Source organism: Nonomuraea sp. NPDC003754 (assembly GCF_053605785.1).
Genome location: NZ_JBSGJX010000063.1, coordinates 1 through 24,789 on the forward strand (window position 1 = coordinate 1; position 24,789 = coordinate 24,789).

The window sequence follows — 24,789 nt, forward strand, 5'->3', positions numbered from 1 at the left end:
CGGGGGGATGGGCAGCATTTCGTGTCGTTGGACAAGGCGATCAAGACGATGCGGGATACGGGTCGGGACATGTTGGACAAGTACAAGGAGACCTCACGCGGCGGTCTCGCCGTGAACGTCATCGAGTGCTGATCACCTTCGAGTGGTACCATAAAGTTGTACCACTTAAAGGGAGGGTCATGTCCATCACCGCGAGCGAGGCCCGCCGACGCCTGTTCCCGCTCATCGAAGAGGTCAACAACGACCGCACTGCCGTGGAGATCGTGTCCAAGAGCGGAAACGCCTACCTGGTGGCCGCGGAGGAGTACGAAGCCCTTCGGGAGACGGCCTACCTGCTACGCTCTCCGGCCAACGCTCGCCGACTGATCGAGTCGTACCAGGAGGCGCTCGCGGGCCGCCACGAGAGGCACGAACTGCTGGACGACGAGGCTTCCCGGTGAAGGTCGCCTTCACCGGGAAGGGCTGGGAGGACTACGTCCACTGGCAGACGGCCGATCGGCAGATCCTCAAACGGATCAACCGGCTCATCGAAGACGCGTTGGGTGATCCCTTCGAGGGCATCGGCAAGCCCGAGCCGCTGAAGTACGCGCTGGCGGGCGCGTGGTCGCGGCGCATCACTGAAGAGCACCGACTGGTGTACCTGCCCATGGACGATGAGATCGTCATCCTGCAGGCTCGCTACCACTACGAGTAGAGATCTGACTCCAGTGCGGACCGCAGGCCTGGACAAGGCGATCAGAACCATGCGGGATACGGGTCGGGACGGACGCACCGATCGGGAACGGATCCCGACCGGCGCGTCGCGGACCACCGGCGGCGGCTCAGCCGAGGTGCCGGGCGAAGAACCGTAGCGTGCTGTCCAGCTCGAACGCCGGGATCTCCCCGTGCCTGCCGGGGTTGGCGTGCAGCGTCTTCTCCGTCGAGCCCAAGGCGTCGAACAACGCCAAGCTCTGGGCCCGCGGCACCCGCTCGTCGTCCCACTGCACCAGGAACTCCACCGGGACGGTGATCCGCGCGGCGGCCTCGGCCGAGGCAAGCGCCCCGCCCAAGCCCAGCACCGCCGCGCGGACCCGGGGTTCGGCGGCGACGAACGGCACGCCGAGCCCGCAACCCAACGACACACCCCAATAGCCCGCAGGACCTGCGCCGACGTGCTCGAGTTCCTGGACCGCGGTCAGGACCGCCCGCCATTCCGGGACGGTCTGGCGCGCTACGAGCGCCTGGAAACCGGCGATCAGCGGAGCCAGTTCCTCTCCGGCCGCCACGCGAGCCTGGTTCTCGGTCGCGATCCGGTCGTACTCCTCGTCCTTCGGCCGGTCGCCGTGGCCGGGCACGTCGACCGCCGCCACCGCGAAACCACACGCGGCGACCAAGCGGCGCGCACGGGCCACGATCCCGGGGGCCTTCTTGTGCTGGCCGCCGCCGTGTCCCATCAGGATGAGGGGGCGAGTACCGGCGGCGCCTTCCGGCGTCCACAGCACGCCGGGAACCTGACCGAGGGTGAAGAGCTGCTCGCGGACGCCGTCAGCCGACGTCTCAGAGGTGAAGCGCATGGCGTTTCAGCCTTTCGGGATGCCTTTCGCGGGCACTCCCCAGGCCATGCGGGGGAGGGAGGCCCGACCTGTCACAGCGTTGATCGGTCTCACCTCCTCGGTTCGCGGCGGCGCACGGCGCCGCCGAACGTATCACAAACGGCTTCAGACGTGTCCGCGCGAAGACGTCGCCAGGGCGACCACCGCTTGGCGCGGCACCGGCCCCTGACATCCGTGGATGGTCAGTCGGGCCGGGCCGGTGCCACCGCCTGGCGTGACGGCACGGTCCGCACCGGTCAGGTGGTGGCCGCCAGCGAGCGCAGGGACTCGCGGTCGTAGGGCAGGCCGGCCCTGCTGAACCAGATCATCGGGTTGGCGACGCTTCCCCAGCACTCGTCGTTGTCCGCGATCGCCAGAAGGAACCGGGACTGGGCCGTGCTCAGGGGCCGGCCTGACGTGTGGCCCGCCGGGAAGGCGCGCTCCAGCAACGGCCCCCAGTCCGACTCGACCGTGTAGGCGTTGGTCATCCGGGCCACGGCCAGCGCCTCGGGCACGATCTCCTTGAACTCCCGCGTGCGCCGCAACAGCGCCTTGATCAGTGCGAACCTGAGCATCCCGTCCAGCTGCGGCAGGGGCTCGGCGAACCAGCCGTCCGCGGCGACGGGATCGGCCAGCGCCCGCCTGACCTCGGCCAGCGCCCTCGGGTCCGGGTCCAGCGCGGGCGCGAGGGCAGCCGCGGCGCGCACCGACGGGTCGGGGTCGGCGAGGAACGCCTGAGGCGCCAGGCCCCAGTTGCCCATGGTCAGCGCGGCCGCCGCCCGCTCTTCGGCGGTGCCGAGGTGCGCCAGGGACTGCATCCGCCGGGCCTGCTCGCCCCGGAACTCGGTGAGTTCGGGAGCGAGCATGAGGTGCCCCATCGCCCCGAACGCGGCCCTGCGCACGGCGTCGTCCGGATCGTCGAGGAAGGGCAGCACCGCGACGTAGAGGTCGCGCCGGATCGCCTGGCACGCTTCGGCGGCCCGGATTTCCCCGTCCGCGCCTTCCCCGCCCTCGTCGTCCGCGCCCTCGTCGTCCGCGCCCTCGTCCTCGTCTGAGTCGTCGTCCTCGTCGTCGTCCTCGTCGTCTTCGCCCTCGTCTGCGATCTCGCCCGCGTCGTCGCCCCCATCCTCGTCCTCGTCGTCGTCCTCGTCCTCGTCGTCGTCCTCGTCCTCGTCGTCGTCCTCGTCCTCGTCGTCGTCGAGTTCGTCGTCCCAGTAGGAGGCCGACTCGGCCACGGAGCCGAGCCATTCCAGCAGCGCGGCCCGCAGCGGCCGTTCGCGGTCGTCCCAGGGCAGGGCGCTCTCGCAGGGGATGAGCGTGCGCGGGTCGTCCAGGATGGCGGCCACGAACAGGGCTGCCGGCGCGGTGGCAGGGCAGAGCGTGCCCTGGTGCAGCACGGCCGCATCGAGGTAGCCGAGAGCCGCGCCGCAGCGCTCCGCGTCCTCGCTCAACAGGGCCAGCAGGGCCTCCGGCGCGTCGGAGGCGTCGCCGTACGCATGGTGCAGGCTGGCCCAGTTCGTCTTCTCGATTACCGAGCGGGCGTCGATCATCCTGCAGAGACTACCGGCGGGCGGCGACCACGGTACGAGGGACTTCCTTCACGCCTTCCCCCGTGGGACGACGGACCGCGTCCCCCACGCGGACGACCCTCGTTCCCTCCGGACAGGGGCTGCTCTTCATCGTGTCGCACGGCTCCCAGTGTGGCCGTCCTGATCGGCCGGCGGGCTGTACGGCGCGGCGCGTCCGTGCTACGACATCCCTGTGCGGAGATCACTGGCGTTGATGGCCACCGTGCTCGCGCTGGTCGGAGCCGTGGTGGCGGCTGGGGGCGCTGTCCGACGCCCAGGACGGCTCGGCCGCCGCCGTCGGTGAGGAGGCGCGCCGATGTCCGCCGTCGCCCACGCCGGTCGAGCCGGACGAAGAGGGGCCGGGCCGGCGGGTGGCGCCCGGCACCGCATGGTCGCTCAGCCTTGACAGGGACACCCGTGCGGCGCTCGTGGCCACCGCCTGCCATGAGGGAGGCGCCGCCGCGCTGGACGTGGCCACCCGCGGAACCGTCTACTACGGCGCGGTCTTCGGTACGGCGGCGGCGACGGATGTCCATTACGCGATCGGCATGGGGGAGCGCCTGCACTTCTGGACCAGGCAGGGCGGCGACGGTTGGCATTACCGAGGGGACTTCGACACGCGCGGCTGTGTCCCGCCGGTCCCGGTCGAGCTGTACACGGCCTGGGGTCTCAGCTCACTCCCGGAGTCGCCGGGCGGCCCTTCTTCCTGCGGACCCGCGGCCGGCGGGCGCGGCTGACTGGCGGAACCCAAGTCAGGCACCAGTGGGACTCAAGTGGCGCTTCCTATCGTGTGTGCTTCTCGTGAGAAAGGCACATCTTCATGAAGAGGACAGCGTTGCTGCTGGGCACCCTCATGCTCAGCGGGCTGCTGCTCGCTCCCCCGGCCGCCGCCGCGCCCGCCGTCCAGGTGGCGGTCGCCAAGGTCAAGGCCACTTCCCCGAACCGCTCCGGCGTCTGCCCCACGACGGTCGGTTTCACCGCGACCGTGTCGGCCAAGGGCAGCGGCACCGTGCGCTACCGCTGGGTGCGTGGCGACGGCTCCAAGGGGTCGATCAGAAGCTTCACGGTCAGCGGCGCCCGTACGGTCACCGTCCGCGACCGGCAGACCTTCGAGAGGTCGGTGACCGGCTGGCAGGCCGTCGAGATCCTCGGCCGCAAGGGGTTGTCGCGCAAGGCCCACTTCAAGGTTCGCTGCTCGGGCCCGGCCAAGGTCTACGACGTCGACCACCTGCTTCCCGTCAACGCCGCCGAGCCGCTCGTGGCCGCCGCGGACGTGGACGTCACGCCGCCGGCGTACAGCGGGACGTGTCCCGCGACGGTGCGCTTCACCGGCACCATCCAGGTGTCCAGGGTGCCGGTGCGGGTGGCCTACCAGTGGATCGACAGCGAGCAGGGCGACGGGCCGGTGGAGTACCTCGACTTCCCAGCCGGCGGACCGCGGATCAGGCAGGTCGGCCTGCCGCTCAGCGTGGGCAACTCCACCGGCGGGTGGAAGGCGATCCACGTGGCGCGCGGGTACGACTCGGGCCGCGCCCCCTACCGGGTGACCTGCGCGAGCCAGCCCGAGCCGAGCTCAAGCCCCAGTCCCAGCCCCACGCGGACCACGCCCACGCCGGGGCCGACGGACCCGTCCGGGCCGAAGCCCGTGGTGGCCATCACCGACCTTTCCCCCGGCGACTACGAGGGTACGTGCGCCTCTCCGATCACTTACCATGCCTGGGGCACCATCGGGCTGCCCGCGGGCCCGGCCGCCACCGTCACCTACTGGTGGATCCTGGACGGCAAGCCGTGGGCGAAGCAGCAGGTCGACCTCCCGGCGGGCAACGGTCCTCGCTCCCAGCACGTCGCGGGCACGTTCTCGCTGAGCGACCAGCAGACCGGCACCCACACGCTGGGCCTCATGGCCGAAGGCGGCGCGCCCGAGCCGGTTGAGCGGACGTTCGTCCTCAAGTGCCTCACCGAGCCGCGGACCGTGACGGTGACCATCGACAGGATCGACCACAGCGTCACCTATCCCGACCCCGACTGCGCCGAACTGCCGCGCGTGGGGCTGGGGGTGACGCTGACCCTGGACCGGGCCGGCCAGGTGAAGTACCGCTGGACGGTGGCCGGGCGCACGTACGTGTACGAGAACGCCCTCGGCGCCGGGACGACCAGCCTGTCGGGCGGGGCGCATCCCACCGCCACCAGCGGAACCGTGCGCTTCGAGGTGCTCAACCACAACATGCCGGTGAAGGAGATCTCCTACACGGTGAAGTGCCCGCCCAAGTAGAGCGGGCTCATGACCCTTCGCGGGCGGCCGCCCCCAGCCGGCGCGCGCCCTCGACCAGTTCGGCGGCGCCGGCGGCGGCCGCGAAGCCGAGCCGCAGGTACGCGCCGGACGGCTCGGCGGGGAAGTAGCGGCCGCCGGCGCTGACGGCGACGCCGTAGGCGCGGGCGGTGTCCGCCGTCACCGCGTCATGGACGCCGCGCGGGAGCTCGACCCACAGGTGCAGCCCGCCCGAGGGGAAGGCGGTCAGCCGCCATTCGGGAACCTCGCGGGTGAGGGCGTCGGCGAGCACCGCGCAGCGCTCGCGCAGCGCCGCCGACAGCTCCCGCAGGTGGCGCTCCCAGGCGGACGTGCCGACCAGCTCGACGGCCGCTTCCTGCAGGGGGCGGGCGACGAAGAGCTCGTCGACGAAGCGCAGGCCCCGCAGCCGCCGCATGACCGGACCTCTGGCGACCACCGCGCCGATCCGCAGGCTCGGCGAGGCCGGCTTGGTCAGCGACGTGAGGTGGATCACCGTGCCGTCGCGGTCCTCGGCCACCAGGGGAGGCGGCACCTGCCTGCTGTGCCCGAGGTGCCTGGCGCAGTCGTCCTCGACGAGGAAGGCGCCGGCGGCCCTGGCCACGTCGACGATCTGGGCGCGCCTGCCGGGTGCGAGCACGGTGCCGGTCGGGTTGTGGAAGGTCGGCTGGCAGTACAGCAGGCGGGCCCCGGTCATGGCGAAGGCGTCGGCCAGCAGGTCGGGTCGCAGGCCCTCGCCGTCCATGGGGACGGGCACCGGCCGCAGCCCCGCCGCCCTGGCCGCGGCCAGCGCGCCGGGATAGGCGGGCGACTCCACGAGGACAGGGCCGCCGGGCGCGGCGATCGCCCGGAACAGCATCGACAGGGCGCTCTGACCGCCGGCGGTGATCAGCACGTCGTCGGCGCTCACCTCGCCGCCCGCCAGCCGGGCGAAGACTGCGCGCAACGGCGCCAGACCGGACGCCGGCGCCCGGTGCCACGCGTCGGGACGGCGTGCCGCCCGCGCCAGCGCGGCGCCGAGCGCCTTGACCGGCTGGAGCGCCGGGTGCGGGTAGCCGCCCGCCATCGCGATCGCCCCCTCGGGGAGGGGATGGACGGCCTCCGCTCCGGCCATGTCCGACTCCGCCGCCGCGGCGGGCGTCGTGCCGTACTCCGCCGCCGAGACGGCGGTCAGGTCGAACGCGCGGCCGGCCAGCGCCACCGCCTGCCACGACGTGTCGGGCAGCCGGTCCGTGGCCCTGGCCGGGCGGTGCGCCACGTACGTGCCGCTGCCCGGACGGCTGACCACGGCTCCCTCCGCGGCCAGGGCGGCGATCGCCCGCGACACGGTGCCGGGCCCGACGCGGTAGCGCTGGGTCAGCTCCCTGCTGGTGGGCAGGCGGTCGCCGGGCGCCAGCTCCGCCAGCAGCGCCCGCAGGCCGGTGACCAGATCGCCGGACGTGCTCCTGCTCGACATGGGAGCGCATGCTAGCGCGTCGGCGGCGGCCGGCTCCCCTCCGGCTGATCAGGCGAAGACGTCCTGCTGGTAGCGGCCCTGCTGTTCGAGCCCTGCCAGCCACGCCTCGCCGTCCGTGCCGGTCCTGCGCCGGTGGATGTCCAGCAGCACCCGCCGTACGGCAGGCGCCATGCGCAGCCCGTCGCCGCAGACGTAGACGTGCGCGCCCTGCTGGAGCAGCTCCCACACCGTGTCGGCCTGCGCGGCGACGGCGTCCTGGACGTAGCGGTAGGGGTGCTCGGGCACCGCCGAGAAGGCGGTGTGCACGCGCACGCCCTCGGCCGCCGCCCAGGCCGCGACCTCCCGCCGGTACAGCAGGTCGTGCTCGGGGTGGCGGCAGCCGGTGAACACCTCTGCCCTGCCGGTGGCCCCGGTCAGCGCGCGATGCTCCAGGAACCCGCGCAGCGGCGCGAAGCCGGTGCCGGGGCCGACCAGGACGACCGGCGTCGCGGGATCCTCCGGCAGCCGGAACGGCGGCGCCGGCACCCTGACGTAGCCGTAGAAGACCTCGCCCTCGGCCAGCCCCGCCAGGTAGGCCGAGCACATGCCGCGGTAGGCGCCGGTGCCGGACCAGGCGGGCCCCTCCACCAGGCCGACGGTGATCCGCACCCGGCCCGGCTCGGCCAGCGGCGAGGAGGAGATCGAGTAGTAGCGCGGCCTGATCGGCCCCGCGAGCTCCAGGAAGACCGCCAGCGGCAGCTCCACCGCGGGGAAGCGCTCCAGCAGCGTGAGCACCGACAGCCGCTTGGCGAGCACCTCGTCGGCGTAGTTCGCCGCCAGCTCGGCCAGCTGCCTGGTCGTCCACGGGCAGCCGGTGTGCGCGGCCAGCGCGTCAAGGTCGGCGCGGGTGGCCACCTCCTGCAGCTCGGCGAACTCCGTGAGCAGCAGTCCCGCCGTCACCGGCGTGTCCACCGGCAGGTGGGTCGGGCCCTGGGCGTGCAGGCGTACCACCCGGTCGCGGGGGACCCGCAGGCAGCCCAGCGCCCACTCCACCAGCTCCGGGTCGTTCTTGGCGAAGACCGCCAGGTGGTCGCCGGCCTCGTAGGCGACTCCCTCGGGCAGCTCGGCGACGATCGAGCGGACCCCGGGGCGCGGCTGCTCGATCGAGAAGTCCCACAGCCCCTCGGGGTCGCCGGTCAGCTCCTCGTTGGCGACCACCGTCAACGGCACGGCCCTGGCCGACACGACCGCGGGCCGTACCTCCGCCTCGGTGAGCACCTCCAGCTCGTAGCGCGGTCCCACGTCGGCGGCCGACGCGCTGTACTCCTGCGCCACGGCCGCCCACAGCTTCGCCGTCCAGGCCGACACGTCGCCGTCGAAGTCGCCGTCCGCGTCCGCCTCACCCCGCTCGACCAGCGGTACGGCGCCGGCCGCGGTGAGCTTGTCGAAGGCGCGGCGCGGGAAGTCCTGGTAGGTGGGCCACTGGGTGTTGCCGCAGCCGAGCACCGCCAGCCGTACGCCGGACAGGTCGGGCAGCTCGTCCAGCGCGTCGAAGCGCTGGGCGTTGTCGGGCGCCTTGCCGTTGTAGGACGAGGCCACCACCAGCAGCAGCCCCTCGCCCGGCGGCCGCAGATCGTCCAGCGTCGTCAGCGTGGTGGCGAAGCCGGCCCGTCCGGCCCGCTCGCTCAGCCGCTCGGCGAGATCCTGGCAGGTGCCCAGGTTGGAGCCGTACGCCACGGTGAGCGGCACGCCGGTGACCGCGACGTCCTGCTGCTCGGCCTGCTCGACGGGCTGGACGACGGCGGCGGCGGCGCGTTCGTGCGCCCGGCGCTCGCGCACCCTGATCGTGAAGTCGTCCGGCTTGAGGGTGAGCGTCTGCTTGATCTTCATCCGGTAGACGGACGGGTCGGAGATCGCGAAGCGCCGCAGGATCATCGCCAGCGCGAGCCGCGCCTCCGTCAGCGCGAACTGGCGGCCGATGCAGGCCCGCTCGCCGTTGCCGAACGGCTTGTAGCCGCCCGGGTGGTGATCGGTCTTCCGCTCGGGCAGCCAGCGGTCGATGTCGAACTCGTCCGGCCGCTCCCACGCCTTGGGGTGGCGGTGCAGCGGCGGCAGCAGGACGACGACCGGCTGGTCCTTGGCCACGGGGTAGCCGCCGATGCTGTCGTCGGCGAAGGCGCTCACGCTGAAGGCCGGGATGGGGGACCAGATCCGCAGCGTCTCCTCCAGGATGCGCGGGATCACGTCCAGCTTCATGATCGTCTCGTAGGCGGGCGGTTCGTCGCCCGGCAGCAGCCTGTCCACCTCGTCGTAGGCCAGGGCCAGCGCGTGCGGGTCGCGCAGCAGGTTGTACAGCGCGAACGACAGCAGGCCGCTGGTGGTCTCGTGGCCCGCGATGAGGAAGGTGAGCACCTGGTTGCGGATGTTCTCGTCCGACAGCCGCTCGCCGGTCTTCGGGTCGGCGGCCTCCAGCATGAGGCCGAGCAGGTCCTTCGCGCCGCCGGCGCCCTCGGCACGGCGCTGCCTGATCACCTCGTCCACCAGGTCGCGCATGACCTTGATGTCGTGCTGGTAGGCCGCCTCGTTCCTGCGCTTGAGCTTGGTGACGAGGGGGAGCTGCTGGTTGCGGTGCATGGCCTCGGTCAGCGCGCCGCCCATCGCCTGCAGGAACGGGTGCAGCTCGGGAGAGTCGAAGGAGTTGAACCGGTAGCCGAAGCCGGTCAGCGAGATGACGTCGAGGGTGAGCCTGGTCATGTCGTCCGGGACCGCCAGGTCCTGGCCCTGCCGCCGGCTCCACGAGGCGACGAGCTGGTCGGCCACCTCGAGCATCTGCGGGTAGTAGGCCTTCATCGAGCGCTGGCTGAAGGCGGGCATCAGGATGCGGTGCGCGTGGCCCCACACCGGTTCGTCGTACCGGGCGGTGAACAATCCGTCACCGGAGAAGTCGCGCACGATCGTCAGCGGCGGGTTGATGCCTTTGTAGAAGCGGGTCTCGTCGCATACCTCGGCCACCAGGTCGGGGTCGTGGATGAACAGGACCCTGCGGCCGACCAGGTCGAGCTGGAAGATGCCTTCGCCGTACCTGTTCGCCATCTCCTCGAGGAACAGGATGGGGGTTTGGCGCGGCATCTGCAGGGTGTTGCCGAACAGTGGCAGTCCTTGCGGGGCGGGAATCGCCTTCATGTGTGCTCCATGCGTAGCCATACACCGTATGGACGACGCTACCATACGGTGTATGGCAGTGAGCGCGCGCAGGGGCACCCCCCTGACGATCGAGGAGATCAGAGCAGCGGGGCTGCGGTTGATCGTGGCCGGTGGCGTCGAAGCGTTGTCCATGCGCAAGCTGGCCGCCGAGCTCGACGTGAACCCGATGTCGCTCTACCACCACGTGGCCAACAAGACGGAGCTGATCAGGGGGATCTGCGTCGGCACCGTCGGCCCGCTCCTCGACCTGCCGCCCGACGACGGCGCGCCGTGGCAGGACCAGCTCCGTGCCCTCGCCTACGCCTACCGCAAGCTGGCGCGCACCCTCCCGTCGCTGTGGACGTACGTCCACAACCATCCGGAGGTCATCGAGCTGAAGGAGGGCGGGCTGTGGGACGTGCTGTTCAGGATCCTGTCCGCGGCCGGCGTGCCGGAGGACAGGTGGGAGCCGACCGCCGACGTGCTGCACGGTTTCGTCTCGGGCCTCGTGCTGGCCGAGACGATCGGGCACATCGGCGGCGCCCAGGCGGACGAGGCCTACGAGACCGCCATCGCCATGATCATCAGGGGTCTCCCCGAGCACTGAGCCCCGTGAGTCAGCGGCCGTCGGCGGCGAAGGCCTGCGCGACCGACAGGCTGTCCTCGTAGACGTGGTGCCGGGTGACCAGGCCGTCCTCGACCGTCAGGTGCAGGGCGAACCGGGACCGGTAGGCCCGGCCCGTCGGCCGGGCGGTCTGGCGGATCTCGCCGAGCACGACCGCGTCCGCGCCGTCCACGAGGATGCGTTCGATCGCGGTGGCCGCCTGCTCCGGCAGGTGGTGCTCGCCGAGCTGCCGGTAGTGCTCGGCCGCGTCGGCGCGGGAGGAGCGGTGGCGGTTCTGGAACCCCGCCCCGGGATGACGGGCGGGACGCCATTCTCTCGGCGCCCGGCACCGCACCGCGATGACGTGGGAGGTAAGCGCGGGCGTGATCGGCGCCGGCCGCCGCGGGTGTCGTGGCGTGCCGACCTGACGGTGACGGCTCATCGAGGCCGCTCCGGCATAGGATGAGATGGCATGGGGCAGGAGAAGCTGTCGCGCAAGCTCTATGAGAAGGAACTCATCCGCCTGCAGGCCGAGCTGGTCAAGGTGCAGGAATGGGTTCGCGCGGAGAAGCAGCGGGTCGTGGTGATCTTCGAGGGGCGCGACGCGGCCGGCAAGGGCGGCACGATCAAGCGCGTGGCCGAGTACCTCAACCCGCGCGTCGCCAGGATCGTGGCGCTTCCCGCGCCGACCGAGCGGGAGCAGTCGCAGTGGTACTTCCAGCGGTACGTGCCGCACCTGCCGGCCGCCGGGGAGATCGTGCTGTTCGACCGCAGCTGGTACAACCGGGCCGGCGTGGAACGCGTCATGGGGTTCTGCACACCGCAGGAATACTCCAGGTTCCTCCACCAGTGCCCGATCTTCGAGCGGCTGCTGGTGGAGGAGGGCATCCTGCTGCGCAAGTACTGGTTCTCGGTGAGCGACGCCGAGCAGGAGCGGCGCTTCCGCGACCGGCTCGACGATCCGATGCGGCAGTGGAAGCTCTCGTCGATGGACCTGGAGTCGATCGCGAAGTGGGAGGAGTATTCCAGGGCCAAGGACGAGATGCTCATCCACACCAGCATCCCGGAGGCGCCGTGGTACGACGTGGAGAGCGAGGACAAGCGGCGGGCCAGGATCAACATGATCTCGCACCTGCTGTCGACGATCCCCTACACGGAGGTGCACCGGCCGCGGCTGAAGCTGCCCAGGCGGCCGCCCTCGACCGGGTACGAGCGCCCGCCGCGCCTGGCGGAGGTCCGCGTGCCCGACGTGACGTCGCGCCTGGGGTGATGTCGACCGGGGCTCGGCCACCCCTGTCTAGGCGAGGAAGTCGAGGAGATGACGTGCCGTCTGGTCGGGTGCCTCTTCCGCGAGGAAGTGCCCGGCCGGGATCGGCCCGCCGCGGACCTCGTCGCACCAGGCTCGCCACACCTCCAGCGGCCGGTACCAGGCGGCGACGGGACCGGCATGGCTCCACAGGACGAGGGTCGGGCAGGTGATCCGCCGCAGTCCGCGGTCGGCCTCGTCGTGCAGGTAGTCGAGCGTGGCCGCCGCGCGGTATGACTCGCAGACGGCATGGACGGTGTCGAGGTCGCCGAACGGGGCGATGTAGGCGGCGCGCAGTTCTGCCGGGAAGGCGTCCGAGACCTCGGACCACGTGTCGAGCATGTGATTCACGAGGACGGCCGGCGCGCGGGCGATCAACTGCTCGGGCACCGGCTCCGGCGCGGCGAGGAAGGACCAGACCCAGAAACCCAGGCTGAAGTCCATGTTCGCCCGGCCGAACGCGTCACCCGTGGGGACGATGTCCAGAACCGCGAGACGCGTGACGACGTCGGGGTGATCCAGCGCCATCCGGTACGCGCAGCGTGCCCCACGATCGTGCCCGATCGCGACGAACCGGTCGAACCCCAGCGCGTTCATGACCTCGACCTGGTCACGAGCGATCTCGCGCATGCTGTACGGCGCGTGGTCGGGCGTGCTGGGCGGTTTGCCGCTGTCGCCGAAGCCCCGAAGGTCGGTGGCGACGACGGTGAAGTGCTCGGCGAGCCGCGGCGCCACCCGATGCCACATCAGGTGGGTCTCGGGGATGCCGTGCAGTAGCAGGATCGGCGGGCCGCCGCCGCCCAGGCGTCCGTGAATCGCCGTGCCCCGCGCGGAGATGTCGAACTCCTCGAACGCCTCGAACATGAGGCCGGCCCCCCTTTCCAACAAGGTGCGTCACTGACGAACCTGCCCGCAGTCGCCGCGCGTACCTGTACCCGCGCCCGCTTCCGCTCCAGGCGCGGTCGTGGAACCGGCTCTTGCTCGGCACGGCGACGCCCGCCACCGCCTACCTGGAGGTGCACGGGCGGCGCCTGCCGTACCGCCCGGGACTTCCGGACCGCCGCTACTATGAACCAATGACCAATTTGTTCATACGGAGATAGCCGTGCCGGCCGCCTTCACCGAAGAGGAGCGCCGGCGGATCGCCGAACGGCTGCTCGACACCGCCACACACCTGTTCGCCACCCAGGGGCTGCGCAAGACCTCGCTCGAGGAGCTGACCGCTCCCGCCGGGATCGCCAAGACCTCCCTGTACGCCTTCTTCGACTCCAAGGAGGACCTCTACTTCGAGGCCGCGCTCCGCCAGAGCGAGCAGGTACGGCGGCGCGTCATCGACGAGGCGCTGCTCGAGGGCGGCGACACCCGCGAGGCGTTGCGCCGCTTCCTGCGGGCCACCGTCGCCGAGCTGGACACCAACCCGCTCTACCGCAGGCTGCTGTCGCACCCCGAGGAGATGGCCGCCGTCGCGGCCAGGCTCACCCCTGAACGCATGGCCCAGGCGGCGGCCCGCGGCCCGATGGGCGACCTGCTGGAGTTCCTGCGCGACCGTCTCGAGGGCGACCCCGAGGTGCTGCTCGGCGTGCTCCGCGCCGTGCTGCTGACGCCGCTGCACGCCGACCACCTGGGCCGCGAACTCTACCCGGCGGTGATCGACCGCCTCATCGACGCGGTGACCGAAGGGCTGACCTCGTGAGCCTCCCGCCGCTGGCCGTCCTGCTGTTCACCCCGAGGGCGGGCGAGATCACCGGCAGCGCCCGCTGGTCCGCCATGCGGATGCTCAGGCCGTTCGCCGACCGCTTCGATGTGCGCCTGGTCAACCGGCCTGCGGGCCTGCCGGTCACGATCGCGATGCCCGAGCTGGCGGCCGTCTACGCCGAGCGGTTCGCCGCCGCCTTCGCCGGGCCGGTCCCCGTGCTGGCCATCTCCACCGGCGGAGCCATCGCGCTGCAGCTGGCCGCCGACCATCCCAAGCTGCTCGACCGGCTGGTCCTCGGTGGTACGGCGGCCACGCTCGGGCCGCCGGGCCGCCGGGCGCAGCGCGCCTACATCGAACGGGCCCTGGCCGGGCGCCGCCCCAGCCCGGCGCTGGCCGACATCGTCACCCCCTCGCCGCTCGGCAGGCGGCTGCTGCGGCCCCTGCTGTGGCTGTCGGACGGTGCGAGCGGGGACCGTACCGACGCGGCCGCCGTGCTCCACGCCGAGGACGGCTTCGACCTGCGCGCGAGGCTGGGCGAGATCACCGCGCCGACGCTGCTGATCCATGGGGCCGAGGACGTGGTCTACCCGCTGGAGCTGGCCAGGCAGACCGCCGAGGGGATCCCGGGTGCCCGGCTCGTCGTGTACGAGGGCCGCGGCCACAGCGCCACGTTCACCGACCGGCGCTTCGCCCGCGACGCGCTCGCCTTCCTCCACGAGCCGGGCTGACCACTTCTTTGCTGGTTTGACAGGCTTTGTCATGGCGCCGGCGCTAGTCTAGGAATGATCTTGATGGTCTCGATTCGCGCAGGAGAACCGTTCATGGCAGAGCCCGAAGCCGAAGGAACGCCTCCTTCCTCGATCAGCACGCCGGACCTGTGGGACCTGGAGGCTTCGCCGACCCAGCTGGAACAGCTCGCCGACGCGTGGCGGAGCGTGGAGAAGAAGGTGTCGTTCGCCGAGAACAAGGTCGACACCGTGGTGCAGAGCGTCTTCTCCAAGGAGGAATGGACCGGCGAGACCGCCGACGCCTTCAACTCCTACCGCAAGAGGCTGATCGGCGACGTCGAGCTGTGCGCGAGCTGTGCCGGCAACGTGGCCTCGGTGCTCGACAGGATGGCGGCCATCCTGCGGACCAACCAGAGCCTCCTCGACGACGAGCGCAAGCGGCTCTCGGCCGTGCCGGTCACCGAGACCATGAACGGCCTGACCTTCCACCCGAAGAACTCCGAGCAGTCCGGCCTGGTCACCACAGCCGTCACCACCGCCAAGGAGATCAGGAGCCGCCTGGACGAGCGGCTCAGGGAGCAGCGCGAGGACCTCGACTTCTACAAGGACCAGTTCGCCGCGCTGACCAAGCAGTGGAAGCCGCGCACCGTCCGCATGCTGAACCTCAACGTGGGCCAGGGCGCGGGGAACGGCTGGCGCGACAAGGGCGGCACCGATCCGGGCGACATCCCGGCCATGGCGCGGCTGATCGCCGACCAGAACCCGGACATCGTGACCCTGCAGGAGGTCTTCAAGAAGGACATCTCCCCCGACGGCAAGATCGACACCGTCGTCGACCTCAAGTCGGAACTCGAACGGATCACCGGCGACAGGTGGGAGGTCCGCTTCGAGGAGGCGAGCAAGAAGTACCAGGCCAGCGACAGCATCCCCATCCTGGGCGACTACTTCCACCAGCCGTTCGGGAACGCGGTCCTGGTGCGGGAGGGCGACGTCGTCGCGGGCGCGGGCGACGGCCAGAAGATCAAGCTGGACGCCGACGGCGACAAGGTCACCCTCCCGGACGGCACGCGCGTCGACGACGGCGAGGGCAGGTCGGCCGCCAGGACGGAGGTGCGGTTCAACCCCCGCTAGCGGCGATCACCAGTCGGGAACGACGACGTCGACCTGCTGGCCGTCGTGGTCGGAGGTGCCCCCGTCGACGAGCTGGGGGGCGCCGGCGAGATCCACGCCCGGCGAGGAGATCACGTAGTCGATGCGGGTGCCCGACGGCGACGTCCCGACGACGTCGCCGTCGGCGTTCGTCGCGCCCGTGTAGACGGTGTACCCCTCGCGGTTGAAGCTGTTGATGGCGTCGAGCGAGACCTTGCGGGTGTTGTGCGCGCCGTTGTTCGTCGCGGCGTTGAGGTCGGCTCCGATCAGCGAGGGGCCGTCGACCGCGCGGTGGAGCGTGTCGATCTGGCCTGCCCGTACGGGGTCGTCGTACTTGTGCAGGCCGTGGCTGTGCACATGGGCGCTGTAGACGTCCAGCGACTTGCTCGCCGAGCCGAGCAGCCGGTCCGCGGTCTCGTGGTCGAGCTCCTTGAACACCTTGACCACCTGGCGGAGCCGTCCCGCGTCCCTGGTCAGCACGCCCGCGAGGGCTTCGGCGGCCTCGTCGGCCGCGGCCTGGAGGTCGGCGTAGGAGGAGCCGCAGGACAGCGCCTTCTCGCTGTTGCCGAAGGCGTTCGAGCCCGGCACCGAGGGCACCGGCACGTAGGTGACCGGCGTGGGCGTCCGGCTCAGGATCGTCCGGCCCTGCTCCACGGCCTCCTTCGCCTGGTCGGCGCCTTCGGCGATGGCGCCGACCCGGTCATAGATGATGTTGACTTCGTCGCCCATGTCCGAAAAGCCTAATAGGGTACCGGCCGCTGATGATCGGTTTTCACTGCGAAGGCAGCGTCCAGGACACCGTGCGGGTGAGCGATCCGCGGGTGTTGAAGGACGTGGCCCAGCCGAGCGACTCGAACCGGCCGTTCTCGTTGTCAGGGATGCCGGTGGCCTTGTCGGCCGATCCCGCGTTGAAGTTGTACCGGTCGTAGACGTGCATGGTGATCTCCATCGTGGCCCGGTTGCCTTCGACGGTGACGTTCCCGCTTCCCCAGATCGCGTGCATGCCGATCGCCTTGTCCCAGTTCTCGGTGACGGTGTCGCCGTGCGTCGGCAGGCCGGTCATCTGGAAGCTGGTCCTGCCGCTCTCCCTGTGCAGGCGCGCGGCCTCGTCCTGGGCGTTGGAGATCGCCATGTCGACGGAGTATCGGACTTGCGAGTCCTCGCGGTAGGCCTTCTCGTAGTCGACCTCGAAGTCACTGCCCGAACCACCCATGTAGTGCTCGTAGGCGTCCAGGCCGTCCTCCAGGTCGGGACGCTTGATCCGCGCCCCGCGCAGCTTGGCGCGCCACTTGTACCAGTCCTGGTAGTCGTCGAGCCCCGGCCGGGCGTGCGGGTCGTAGGGGAAGTCGTGGTCGTAGGCCATGTCCGGATGCTGCGGCGGCCCGATGCGGTACTTGCCCGACCAGGAGACGCCGTCAGGCGAGGGCGGCGCCGGATCATGTCGCGTGGGCGCCTCGTGGAGGCCGACGTATCCGGCCGAGGCCAGCACGGTGGGCGTCGAGGGGAGCGGGATGCGGCGTCTGGCCACCTTGGGCAGCGCCGGCGGCTTCGCGCCGAGCATGCGGCGCACCCGGGCCTCCACGGCGCGGACGAGCCTGCCGCGGAAGTACCGCTCCAGCTTGTCGCGCAGGACCTTCACGAAGCGGCGGGCGAACACCCGCAGGATGCCCACGAGGCTGCGCGCCTTCAGCATGGCGAGGCCGCCGGACAGGACGGCCATGGTCAGCGCCCACGCCAGGGCGATCATGACGTACAGCGCCAGGAGGATCAGTAGTCTTTTGACGATCTCGACGATCAGGGCGACCAGGTCGTGGCCGTCGGCCAGGGCGCGGAGGGAGGCCGCCAGGCTGCGCAGGTGCCCGGTCTGCTTCGGCCCGCCGTCGTCGTACTCCTCCCAGTAGCCGTTGAGCGCGTCGATGTGCTCGCCCTTGTTGTTGGCCGAGGCGTAGGCGACGGCGCCGTTGGCACCCGGCGTCACGTCGGCGTCCAGCGCGGTGGCGCAGGTGCGGAAGGCGGCCCCGCACGTCCGGAGCCCGTCCTCGTCGATGTTCGGCCACTCCACGCCCAGCAGGTCGAAGCCGGGCCGCAGCTCGGCCGGCAGCGTCACCGCCATGGGCCGGGCTCCTCGTGCGGAGCGGGGAGGACCCGGTCCTCACACCTCACGGATGTCCTCCGGCGAGCCGAGGGCCCTGGCGCCGGCGGCGGTGGCCGCCTCGGTCAGCCGTAACTCCCTGACCATGTCGTCCACGCCGGTACAGGTGAGGTCGATGTTGCCGCGCAGGTGCCGGCACGCCTCGTCCAGAAGATCGCTGAGCTCGTCCATGGCCTGGCCCAGGTCGCCGCCGCCCCAGACGCTGGTGCCGGTGCCGCGCACCGTCGCCAGCAGGGAGTCGGTGTGCCACTGCATCGCGCGGACGGTCTCCCGCAGATGCTGGGCCGCACCGCTCAGGGATGCGTCGTCGAAGCGGAGTTCCCGTCCCACCGTTCACCTCGTGCACGAAGATCACTTTCGTCGGCAACATACCACCGGCGAGTCAAGGCCGTGGGTGTTCCGGGCGAACTGTCCGACGGGTGAGATCACCTGAAGTGAACTCGACGGTTAAGGTGTCTCGTTCCACAGGACCGGCAGCGAGCCGCCGAAGGCGCCGAACGCCCTGCGGGGGTCGACGCACGCGCGACCCCGGGCGGGCGGCCAAGGGCGCGGCCCGCCCGGGGCGGAGTCGCGGGTCTCAGACGGCTCGGGCGGGTCCCGACATCGAGGCGATGTCCTCGGCGCCGTCGCCGAGGAGCTTGTCGGCCAGGTCCATCAGGGCGCGCCCCGCCGCCAGTTCGTCGCCGATCTCGGGGACGGGCCGGTCGTCAGGGTTGCGCCGGGCGGTGCCGACGCTTTCGTGCCGCCTGTTCCCGACCGCGTACAGCACGGCGGTGGCGGAGGTGCGCTTGTCCTCGTCGTCCTCGCTGATGAGAATCTTGACGGTCCACTCCTTGGTGTTCATGACGCCTCCCCTGTCACGAACATGACAATGCGGTCATACACCCAGCATCCCCCTTGGAGGGCGATGATCGCGAGGTCAGCGCGCGACGAGGTTCGCCGAGGGCGTGATCGGGTAGCAGCGGCGCCATGCCAACGTACGGATTCCACGCTTCGCACGAGCAGGTGCCACCCCGGGCGCTGCTGGAGGCGGTCGCCGCGGCCGAGGAGGCCGGTTTCGGCGCGGCCATGTCGTCGGACCACTTCTCGCCGTGGAGCGCGCGGCAGGGCGAGTCGGGGTTCGCCTGGTCGTGGCTCGGCGCCGCGCTGGAGCGCACGTCACTGCCGTTCGGCGTCGTCAACGCGCCGGGCCAGCGCTACCACCCGGCGATCGTCGCGCAGGCCGTCGCCACGCTCGCCGCGATGTATCCCGGCCGGTTCTGGGCCGCGCTCGGCACCGGCGAGGCGTCCAACGAGCACATCACCGGCGCGCCGTGGCCGCGCAAGCAGGTGCGCAACGCGCGCCTGCGCGAGTGCGTCGAGGTGATGAGGGCGCTGCTGGCGGGGGAGGAGGTCACCCACGAGGGACTGGTCACCGTCGACAGGGCCAGGCTGTGGACGCTCCCGTCCCAGCCGCCGGCGCTGGTCGGGGCGGCGGTGAGCGAGCAGACCGCCCGCTGGTGCGCGGAGTGGGCCGACGGGCTGATCACCGTGGGCGGGCCCCAGGCGGCCAGGGTGGCCAGGGCCTACCGGGAGGCGGGCGGGCGCGGCCCTCTGCGGGTGCAGGTCCATCTGAGCTGGGCCCCCACGGAGGAGGAGGCGCTACGGCTGGCCCACGACCAGTGGCGCTCCAACGTCTTCCCGCCGCCGGTCTGCTGGGACCTCGACAGCGTGGAACTGTTCGACCTCGTCTCGCGCGACGTGCCGCCGGACCGGGTCGCCCAGGTCGTGCACGTCTCCGCAGACGTGGGCCGGCACGCGGAGATCCTCGGCTCCTACGCCGAGCAGGGCTTCGACGAGATCTACCTGCACCACGTCGGCAAGGAGCAGCGCCCGTTCGTGGCGGCCTTCGCCGAGGTCCTCAAGTGAGCGGTCCCGCTGGAGGGCCGGTTCCGCACGTGGGTGCTGCTCCGGCTCAGAGCGAGGCCGGTGCGCGCGTGGGTGGTGCTCCGGCTCGGGGTGCGAGCGAGGCCGGTCCGCGCGTGGGTGGTGCCGCTCAGGACGGAGGGGAACCGGGCAGTTGCAGGGTGCGGTGGATCATCTGGTGCATGTGGGTGCGGAAGCGGTGCAGGGCGCGCGGGTCGTCGGGGCCGCGCCGCCGCCCTGCCGCGTCGAACACCCCGCTGAGGACGAACCCGTGCACGCACCAGACCAGCGAGTTGATCGTGTAGTGCACGTCGGCGTCCTCGGCGTCCGTCGCCGGGATGATGTTCTCGATGGCGAACTCCGCCAGCGGCTTCACCAGCTCGGCCTCCAGGTTCCCGATGTCCCTGGCGTCGGACAGCCACCGGTGCATCCAGAGCGAGGGCACCTCGGGATGGGCGGCCGCGAAGTCGATGTAGGCGTCGACGAAGCGGTGCACCGCGGCCACCTTCTCCTCGGGCGGGGCCGCCTGCAACTCCCTGACCTTGGCCTCCACGACGGCGGCGTGGGTGGAGTGGGCACGCTCCATGACCGCGAGGTACAGGTCGCGCTTCGCGCCGAACTGCGTGCTCACGGCCTTCGTGCTCAATCCGGCGGCCTCCGCGATCTGCCCGATCTCGGTCGCGTCGTAGCCGAGCGCCGCGAACAGCTTGGTCGCCGCCTGGAGGATGCGCTCGCGCTCATCCCCTCGTACTGGCGTCATATAGGTGACCTTAGGATCCGCCATCAGCTCGGCCAATCACGTGATCGACAAATACCGGTCAAATCGCTCCTGTGCTGATTAAGCGGTCATCTCGGGGTGAACTCGGCACCACGCCTGCGGAACTCCTCCGCCCAGCCGTGGTGGGACTCGCCGTCGCACGGCAGCGCGCCGCCCAGCCGTTCGTGCAGGCCGGCCAGCCGCTCGTGCATCTCCGCCACACCGGAGCAGGTGGCCGCCTGCTGGACGCGCATGAGGTCAAGCTGCTCGGCGGCCACAGCCCTGAGCGCTTCGGCGCGCAGCAGGATCCGCTTCCTCGACATCACCGCGGGCCGTACCCTCGCGCGTGGCAGGCCCATCCGGCGCCAGCCGGGGTGATGGCGCGGCACCGGCGACGGCGGAGCCTCGGGCGCGGCGCCGAACAGCTCCGGCCACAGCAGCTCGAGGAGCCGGATCGCGGGACCGGGCCCCACGATCTCGAGGTCGCCGCCGTCGCCGCGCAGGAGCGACTGGAACCGGGCCAGCAGCCGCGCGCCCTCGACGTCGCAGAAGTCCAGCTCCCGCACGTCCACCGCGATGACGGTGACATGCTGGACGATCAGGGAGGCCAGCGCGCCCTCCAGCCAGGAGGAGCTGGAGCGGTCCAGTGACCCGCCCAGCGCGAGCAGCGCGTTCGCTCCGTCCTTGCGCACGATGGTGACTGACAGTGCCATGACCACGCCCTACCCGTAATCCGGTTAATCGTGCATGAATCCCGCATTCGGGGACAGAAGGCTTGGATGGCCGCCCATCCGGGAAGGGATCTCGTGGTCGTCGCCGCGTCGGCGGGTGGCGTCGAACCACTGCGCACGCTCGTGGCGGGGCTCCCGCCCGACCTGCCCGCCGCCGTCCTCGTGGTGCTGCACGTGTCGGCGAGCGGGGGAAGCGCCCTGGCCGGCATCCTCGACCGCGCGGGACCGCTGAAGGCCGCCCCGGCCGAGGACGGCGCGCCGATCGTGGCGGGCGAGGTCCGCGTCGCCGTCCCCGACCACCACCTCTTCGCCAGGGAAGGGGCACAGCGCCTGTCCCACGGCCCCCGCTACAACGGCCACCGGCCGGCCGCCGACCTGCTCTTCATGAGCGCCGCGCTGGACGCCGGCTCCCGCGTGGCCGGCGTCGTGCTCAGCGGCACGCTCGACGACGGCGCCAGGGGCAGCGCGACGGTCGAGCACCACGGCGGCGCCGTGGCCGTCCAGGACCCGCAGGAGTGCGCCTTCGGCGGGATGCCCGCGGCGGCCCTCAGGGCGACGGCGCGGGCCCAGGCGCTTCCCGCGTCACTCCTGGCCGACTGGGTCGTCCGGCAGAGCCGCACGCCGGCAGGCGTGGAGGAGGCGGGCGTGGAGGAGACGGTGCCGGACCTGGAGATCGAGCGCGAGCTGGCGCGGCACCTGGCGACACGCCCGCCCGAGACCCCGGCCGGCGACCTGGCCGGCTTCACCTGCCCGGAGTGCGACGGACCGCTGTACGAGCAGCGCAGCGTGCCGGCCAGCCGCTACACCTGCAGGGTCGGGCACTCGTGGTCCATGGACGCCATGGCCTCGGGCCAGGCCGACGCCGTGGAACGGGCGCTGTGGGTGGCGATCCAGCGCCTCGAAGAGCGGCTCAGGCTGCTCTCGCGCATGGGACGCGCGGCGCGGGAGCGCGGGCACAGGGTCTCGGTCCGGCGGCTCGGGGCCGAGGCGGAGGAGACCCGCCAGGCGCTGGAGACCATCAGGACCCTGCAGAACAGGCTCGGCAGCGGCGAAGGCGTCGCGAATGCCTGACCGCCTCGCACAGGCGTAGGCTGGATCTCTGTGACACCGGCAGAAGAACGCGAGTTCGACGATCTCCTGGTGATGCTCAAGGAGACGCGCGGCTTCGACTTCACGGGCTACAAGCGCACCACGCTGGTGCGCAGGATCAGCAGGCGTCTCGAAGCCCTGAAGCTGACCGACTACGGCGAATACCGCGACTACCTGGAGCTGGAGCCGGAGGAGTTCAGCAGGCTCTTCGACAGCCTGCTGATCAACGTGACCAGTTTCTTCCGCGACCCCGGCGCCTGGCAGACGCTGCGCGAGGTCGTGATCCCCGCGTTGCTGGCGGGCAAGCCCGCGGGCAAGGCGATCAGGGTGTGGAGCGCGGGCTGCGCGACGGGCGAGGAGGCCTTCAGCCTCGCCATGGTCCTGGCCGAGGAGCTCGGCATCGACGAGTTCAAGGAGCGCGTCAAGATCTACGCCACCGACCTCGACGAGAAGGCACTCCAGGTGGCGAGGGCGGCGACCTACACCGAGCGGCAGATGAGCGAGGTGCCCGCGCCGCTGCGGGAGCGCTACTTCGAGCGCGTCGACAGCGGCTACGCCTTCCGGCGCGACCTGCGGCGCCAGGTCATCTTCGGCCGCAACGACCTGACCAGGGACGCGCCGATCTCCAGGGTCGACCTGCTGCTCGCCCGCAACACGCTGATGTACTTCAACACCGAGACGCAGGTCAACATCATCAGGCGCTTCCACTTCGCGCTGGCCAACCCCGGCTACCTGTTCCTCGGCAAGGCCGAGATGCTGCTCAACCACAGCGACCGGTTCGAGCCCGTCGACCTGCGCACGCGCCTGTTCAAGAAGGTCGGCTCCACCCTCGCCGGCCCCCGAGCCTCGTGGACGTCGGCGATGGGGGCCGGCGAGCCGCGCTCCATACTGACCGAGCTGAAGACCGCCGCGCTGGCCTCGGGGCCGGTCGCGCAGATCGTCCTCGACGGCGCCGGTCACCTGGCGCTGGTCAACTCCAAGGCCGAGGTGCTGTTCAACCTCAATCCCCGCGACATCGGCAGGCCCTTCCAGGATCTGGAGGTCTCCTACCGGCCGGTCGAGCTGCGGTCGGTGATCGAGCGGGTGCGCACGGAGCTGCGGACCGTGGAATTGCAGGAAGTCATCTGGCACCGGCCGGGCCAGGCCGATGCCGGCGTGTTCGACATCGCCGTGGTGCCGCTGCAGCACGCCGACGCCGAACTGGTCGGCGTGGGCGTCAACTTCTACGACGTGACCCGCTACCACAGGCTGCGTGACGAGCTCCAGCAGGCCAACAGGGAGCTCGAACACGCCTACGGGGAGCTCCAGTCGCTCAACGAGGAGCTGGAGACCACCAACGAGGAGCTTCAGTCGACCAACGAGGAACTGGAGACCACCAACGAGGAGCTCCAGTCGACCAACGAAGAACTGGAGACGATGAACGAGGAGCTCCAGTCGACCAACGACGAGCTCCAGCACATCAACGACGCGCTCAACGCCCGCAGCCTCGAGCTCGACCAGGCCAACGAGTTCGTCGCCTCGATGGTGCGCAGCCTGGGCGACGCCGTCGCGGTGGTCGACCTCAACCTGCGCGTGCTGGTGTGGAGCCCCGGCGCGGAGGAGCTGTGGGGCGCCAGGGCCGACGAGACGGTCGGCAAGGCCTTCGGCGACCTCGACATCGGCCTGCCGTTCGACGACCTGCTTCCGCACCTGCGGGTGCTGCTCGACGACGGCTCGGACCCCCGCGACTGGCCCGACGGCGTCGTGCTCGGCGCGGTCAACAGGAGGGGCAGGCCCACGCAGCTCGGGGTGGAGTTCTCCCGGCTGCGGGTGGACGACGACGGCGTCAGGGGCGTCATCATGGTCATGAACGTCCTCGACCAGTCATGATCGCCGGCTGACCGCGCGGGGCCGGCCCGGCCCGGTAGGAGATCATGTCGGGCATGACCTCGAGACTGAGCAGGCAGGAAATATCGGACACAATCGGCGACTCCGGGTGGCGTCTCGTGCTCGAAGCCGTGCGGACCACGGTCCCCGTGACGTCACTGGCGCAGGGAGCCGAGGTCGCCGCCCGCGCCGTGGCCGCGGCGGGCGACGAGGGCGCGGCGAGCCTCTGGATGGACGTACGCGCCGATCGGGTGGTCCTCACGCTGCAGTCACCGGCCATCGGCTGGCCGACGCCCCGGGAGCTCGATCTCGCCCGCGCCATCTCCGCGGCCGTGGGCGAGCTGGGCCTGCGCACCCATCCCGGACTCGGCGACCCGGTGTCCCGGCCGGTGCAGATGATCGAGATCGCGATCGACGCCCTCGACATCGCCGCGATCCGCCCGTTCTGGAAGGCGGTCATGGGCTACACCGACGCGCCCGGCGCGTCCGGTCCTGACGACGCGATCGCCGACCCGCTCCGGCAGGGACCCGCCATCTGGTTCCAGCAGATGGACGCGCCGCGACCGCAGCGCAACCGGATCCACCTCGACATCTCGGTGCCGCACGAGGAGGCGGGCCCGCGCGTCGCGGCCGCCCTGGCCGCGGGCGGCGTGCTGCTGTCCGACGCGAAGGCGCCCGCCTTCTGGGTGCTGGCCGACGCCGAGGGCAACGAAGCCTGCGTGACGACCTGGCAGGGAAGGGAGTAGCCCGCTCCCGCTGGCC

Annotated in this window: 26 protein-coding genes; 14 read left to right on the top strand and 12 right to left on the bottom strand. The window is 71.3% G+C overall.

Going from position 1 to position 24,789, the window contains the following annotated elements; genetic code table 11:
- The 3 genes from ACWEVS_RS42650 to ACWEVS_RS42660 form a co-directional block, all read left to right on the top strand.
- Nucleotides 1-132: L-serine ammonia-lyase, iron-sulfur-dependent, subunit alpha (locus tag ACWEVS_RS42650; protein WP_452556645.1), on the top strand; the 132-nt coding region annotated here is incomplete at its 5' end.
- A gap of 47 nt (nt 133-179) precedes the next feature.
- Entirely contained in the window at nt 180-440 is a 261-nt protein-coding gene (locus ACWEVS_RS42655) for a type II toxin-antitoxin system Phd/YefM family antitoxin (RefSeq protein ID WP_354907969.1), read from the top strand.
- On the top strand, nt 437-694 hold the full coding sequence (locus ACWEVS_RS42660; protein WP_452415012.1) for a Txe/YoeB family addiction module toxin: 258 nt from the start codon (nt 437-439) through the stop codon (nt 692-694). The genes ACWEVS_RS42655 and ACWEVS_RS42660 overlap by 4 nt, the downstream gene beginning before the upstream one ends.
- A 127-nt stretch (nt 695-821) precedes the next feature.
- Here the strand turns inward: ACWEVS_RS42660 and ACWEVS_RS42665 are convergent, their stop codons facing one another.
- Nucleotides 822-1,553, bottom strand: a complete 732-nt coding sequence (locus tag ACWEVS_RS42665) for a dienelactone hydrolase family protein (RefSeq protein ID WP_452556609.1) — start codon at nt 1,551-1,553, stop codon at nt 822-824.
- A 275-nt stretch (nt 1,554-1,828) separates the two neighbouring features.
- A complete protein-coding gene (locus ACWEVS_RS42670; RefSeq protein ID WP_452556611.1) occupies nt 1,829-3,121 on the bottom strand; it encodes a hypothetical protein in 1,293 nt (430 codons plus the stop codon).
- 389 nt (nt 3,122-3,510) lie between these two features.
- On the opposite strand from ACWEVS_RS42670, the gene ACWEVS_RS42675 reads away from it, so the two are divergent.
- Together ACWEVS_RS42675 and ACWEVS_RS42680 are read left to right on the top strand one after the other, a co-directional pair.
- Nucleotides 3,511-3,876 (top strand): hypothetical protein, encoded by a 366-nt coding sequence (locus ACWEVS_RS42675; RefSeq protein ID WP_452556613.1) that lies wholly within the window; start codon nt 3,511-3,513, stop codon nt 3,874-3,876.
- An 83-nt stretch (nt 3,877-3,959) separates the two neighbouring features.
- Entirely contained in the window at nt 3,960-5,411 is a 1,452-nt protein-coding gene (locus ACWEVS_RS42680; protein ID WP_452556615.1) for a hypothetical protein, read from the top strand.
- Nucleotides 5,412-5,418: 7 nt separating this feature from the next.
- Here ACWEVS_RS42680 and ACWEVS_RS42685 read toward each other — a convergent pair whose 3' ends face one another.
- Nucleotides 5,419-6,882, bottom strand: a complete 1,464-nt coding sequence (locus ACWEVS_RS42685) for an aminotransferase-like domain-containing protein (RefSeq protein ID WP_452556617.1) — start codon at nt 6,880-6,882, stop codon at nt 5,419-5,421.
- A 48-nt stretch (nt 6,883-6,930) separates the two neighbouring features.
- On the bottom strand, nt 6,931-10,044 hold the full coding sequence (locus ACWEVS_RS42690; protein ID WP_452556619.1) for a bifunctional cytochrome P450/NADPH--P450 reductase: 3,114 nt from the start codon (nt 10,042-10,044) through the stop codon (nt 6,931-6,933).
- Between the two features lie 52 nt (nt 10,045-10,096).
- Here ACWEVS_RS42690 and ACWEVS_RS42695 point away from each other — a divergent pair, with 52 nt between their 5' ends.
- On the top strand, nt 10,097-10,651 hold the full coding sequence (locus ACWEVS_RS42695; RefSeq protein WP_449918695.1) for a TetR/AcrR family transcriptional regulator: 555 nt from the start codon (nt 10,097-10,099) through the stop codon (nt 10,649-10,651).
- Nucleotides 10,652-10,661: 10 nt separating this feature from the next.
- Here ACWEVS_RS42695 and ACWEVS_RS42700 read toward each other — a convergent pair whose 3' ends face one another.
- On the bottom strand, nt 10,662-11,090 hold the full coding sequence (locus ACWEVS_RS42700) for a nuclear transport factor 2 family protein (protein WP_452556621.1): 429 nt from the start codon (nt 11,088-11,090) through the stop codon (nt 10,662-10,664).
- 30 nt (nt 11,091-11,120) lie between these two features.
- Here ACWEVS_RS42700 and ppk2 point away from each other — a divergent pair, with 30 nt between their 5' ends.
- Nucleotides 11,121-11,918, top strand: a complete 798-nt coding sequence (gene ppk2, locus ACWEVS_RS42705) for a polyphosphate kinase 2 (RefSeq protein WP_354907983.1) — start codon at nt 11,121-11,123, stop codon at nt 11,916-11,918.
- A gap of 27 nt (nt 11,919-11,945) precedes the next feature.
- Here the strand turns inward: ppk2 and ACWEVS_RS42710 are convergent, their stop codons facing one another.
- Nucleotides 11,946-12,818, bottom strand: a complete 873-nt coding sequence (locus ACWEVS_RS42710) for an alpha/beta fold hydrolase (protein WP_452415000.1) — start codon at nt 12,816-12,818, stop codon at nt 11,946-11,948.
- 241 nt (nt 12,819-13,059) lie between these two features.
- Here ACWEVS_RS42710 and ACWEVS_RS42715 point away from each other — a divergent pair, with 241 nt between their 5' ends.
- The 3 genes from ACWEVS_RS42715 to ACWEVS_RS42725 all read left to right on the top strand — a co-directional run bounded on the left by ACWEVS_RS42715 (nt 13,060) and on the right by ACWEVS_RS42725 (nt 15,509).
- Nucleotides 13,060-13,647 (top strand): TetR/AcrR family transcriptional regulator, encoded by a 588-nt coding sequence (locus tag ACWEVS_RS42715; protein ID WP_452556623.1) that lies wholly within the window; start codon nt 13,060-13,062, stop codon nt 13,645-13,647.
- On the top strand, nt 13,644-14,378 hold the full coding sequence (locus tag ACWEVS_RS42720) for an alpha/beta fold hydrolase (protein WP_452556625.1): 735 nt from the start codon (nt 13,644-13,646) through the stop codon (nt 14,376-14,378). The genes ACWEVS_RS42715 and ACWEVS_RS42720 overlap by 4 nt, the downstream gene beginning before the upstream one ends.
- 93 nt (nt 14,379-14,471) lie before the next feature.
- A complete protein-coding gene (locus ACWEVS_RS42725; protein ID WP_452556627.1) occupies nt 14,472-15,509 on the top strand; it encodes an endonuclease/exonuclease/phosphatase family protein in 1,038 nt (345 codons plus the stop codon).
- A 6-nt stretch (nt 15,510-15,515) separates the two neighbouring features.
- Here ACWEVS_RS42725 and ACWEVS_RS42730 read toward each other — a convergent pair whose 3' ends face one another.
- The 4 genes from ACWEVS_RS42730 to ACWEVS_RS42745 form a co-directional block, all read right to left on the bottom strand.
- Nucleotides 15,516-16,256 (bottom strand): hypothetical protein, encoded by a 741-nt coding sequence (locus tag ACWEVS_RS42730; RefSeq protein WP_452556629.1) that lies wholly within the window; start codon nt 16,254-16,256, stop codon nt 15,516-15,518.
- 43 nt (nt 16,257-16,299) lie between these two features.
- The gene (locus ACWEVS_RS42735; RefSeq protein ID WP_452556631.1) at nt 16,300-17,640 is read right to left on the bottom strand and encodes a WXG100-like domain-containing protein; all 1,341 of its coding nucleotides are present in this window, start codon (nt 17,638-17,640) and stop codon (nt 16,300-16,302) included.
- Between the two features lie 39 nt (nt 17,641-17,679).
- Nucleotides 17,680-18,009 carry a hypothetical protein gene (locus ACWEVS_RS42740; RefSeq protein ID WP_449918714.1) on the bottom strand — a complete coding sequence of 110 codons (330 nt, stop codon included), beginning with the start codon at nt 18,007-18,009 and terminating at the stop codon, nt 17,680-17,682.
- Between the two features lie 247 nt (nt 18,010-18,256).
- Nucleotides 18,257-18,523 (bottom strand): DUF1876 domain-containing protein, encoded by a 267-nt coding sequence (locus tag ACWEVS_RS42745; RefSeq protein WP_354907990.1) that lies wholly within the window; start codon nt 18,521-18,523, stop codon nt 18,257-18,259.
- Between the two features lie 125 nt (nt 18,524-18,648).
- Between ACWEVS_RS42745 and ACWEVS_RS42750 the strand changes: the two genes are divergently transcribed.
- A complete protein-coding gene (locus ACWEVS_RS42750; RefSeq protein ID WP_452414992.1) occupies nt 18,649-19,587 on the top strand; it encodes a TIGR03885 family FMN-dependent LLM class oxidoreductase in 939 nt (312 codons plus the stop codon).
- A 127-nt stretch (nt 19,588-19,714) separates the two neighbouring features.
- On the opposite strand, the gene ACWEVS_RS42755 is transcribed toward ACWEVS_RS42750, so the two are convergent.
- Nucleotides 19,715-20,344, bottom strand: coding sequence for a TetR/AcrR family transcriptional regulator (locus ACWEVS_RS42755; RefSeq protein ID WP_449918719.1), 630 nt, complete (start codon nt 20,342-20,344; stop codon nt 19,715-19,717).
- An 86-nt stretch (nt 20,345-20,430) separates the two neighbouring features.
- The gene (locus tag ACWEVS_RS42760) at nt 20,431-21,054 is read right to left on the bottom strand and encodes an STAS domain-containing protein (protein WP_452414991.1); all 624 of its coding nucleotides are present in this window, start codon (nt 21,052-21,054) and stop codon (nt 20,431-20,433) included.
- Nucleotides 21,055-21,120: 66 nt separating this feature from the next.
- Between ACWEVS_RS42760 and ACWEVS_RS42765 the strand changes: the two genes are divergently transcribed.
- Genes ACWEVS_RS42765 through ACWEVS_RS42775 form a run of 3 tightly spaced genes read left to right on the top strand, consistent with a single transcriptional unit; the run spans nt 21,121 to nt 24,773 of the window.
- The gene (locus ACWEVS_RS42765) at nt 21,121-22,143 is read left to right on the top strand and encodes a chemotaxis protein CheB (RefSeq protein WP_449918724.1); all 1,023 of its coding nucleotides are present in this window, start codon (nt 21,121-21,123) and stop codon (nt 22,141-22,143) included.
- A 30-nt stretch (nt 22,144-22,173) separates the two neighbouring features.
- Nucleotides 22,174-24,030, top strand: a complete 1,857-nt coding sequence (locus ACWEVS_RS42770) for a CheR family methyltransferase (protein ID WP_452414989.1) — start codon at nt 22,174-22,176, stop codon at nt 24,028-24,030.
- Between the two features lie 53 nt (nt 24,031-24,083).
- Nucleotides 24,084-24,773: a VOC family protein gene (locus ACWEVS_RS42775; protein ID WP_452556633.1), complete on the top strand. Its 690-nt coding sequence runs from the start codon at nt 24,084-24,086 to the stop codon at nt 24,771-24,773.
- The last annotated feature ends 16 nt before the right edge of the window (nt 24,774-24,789 follow it).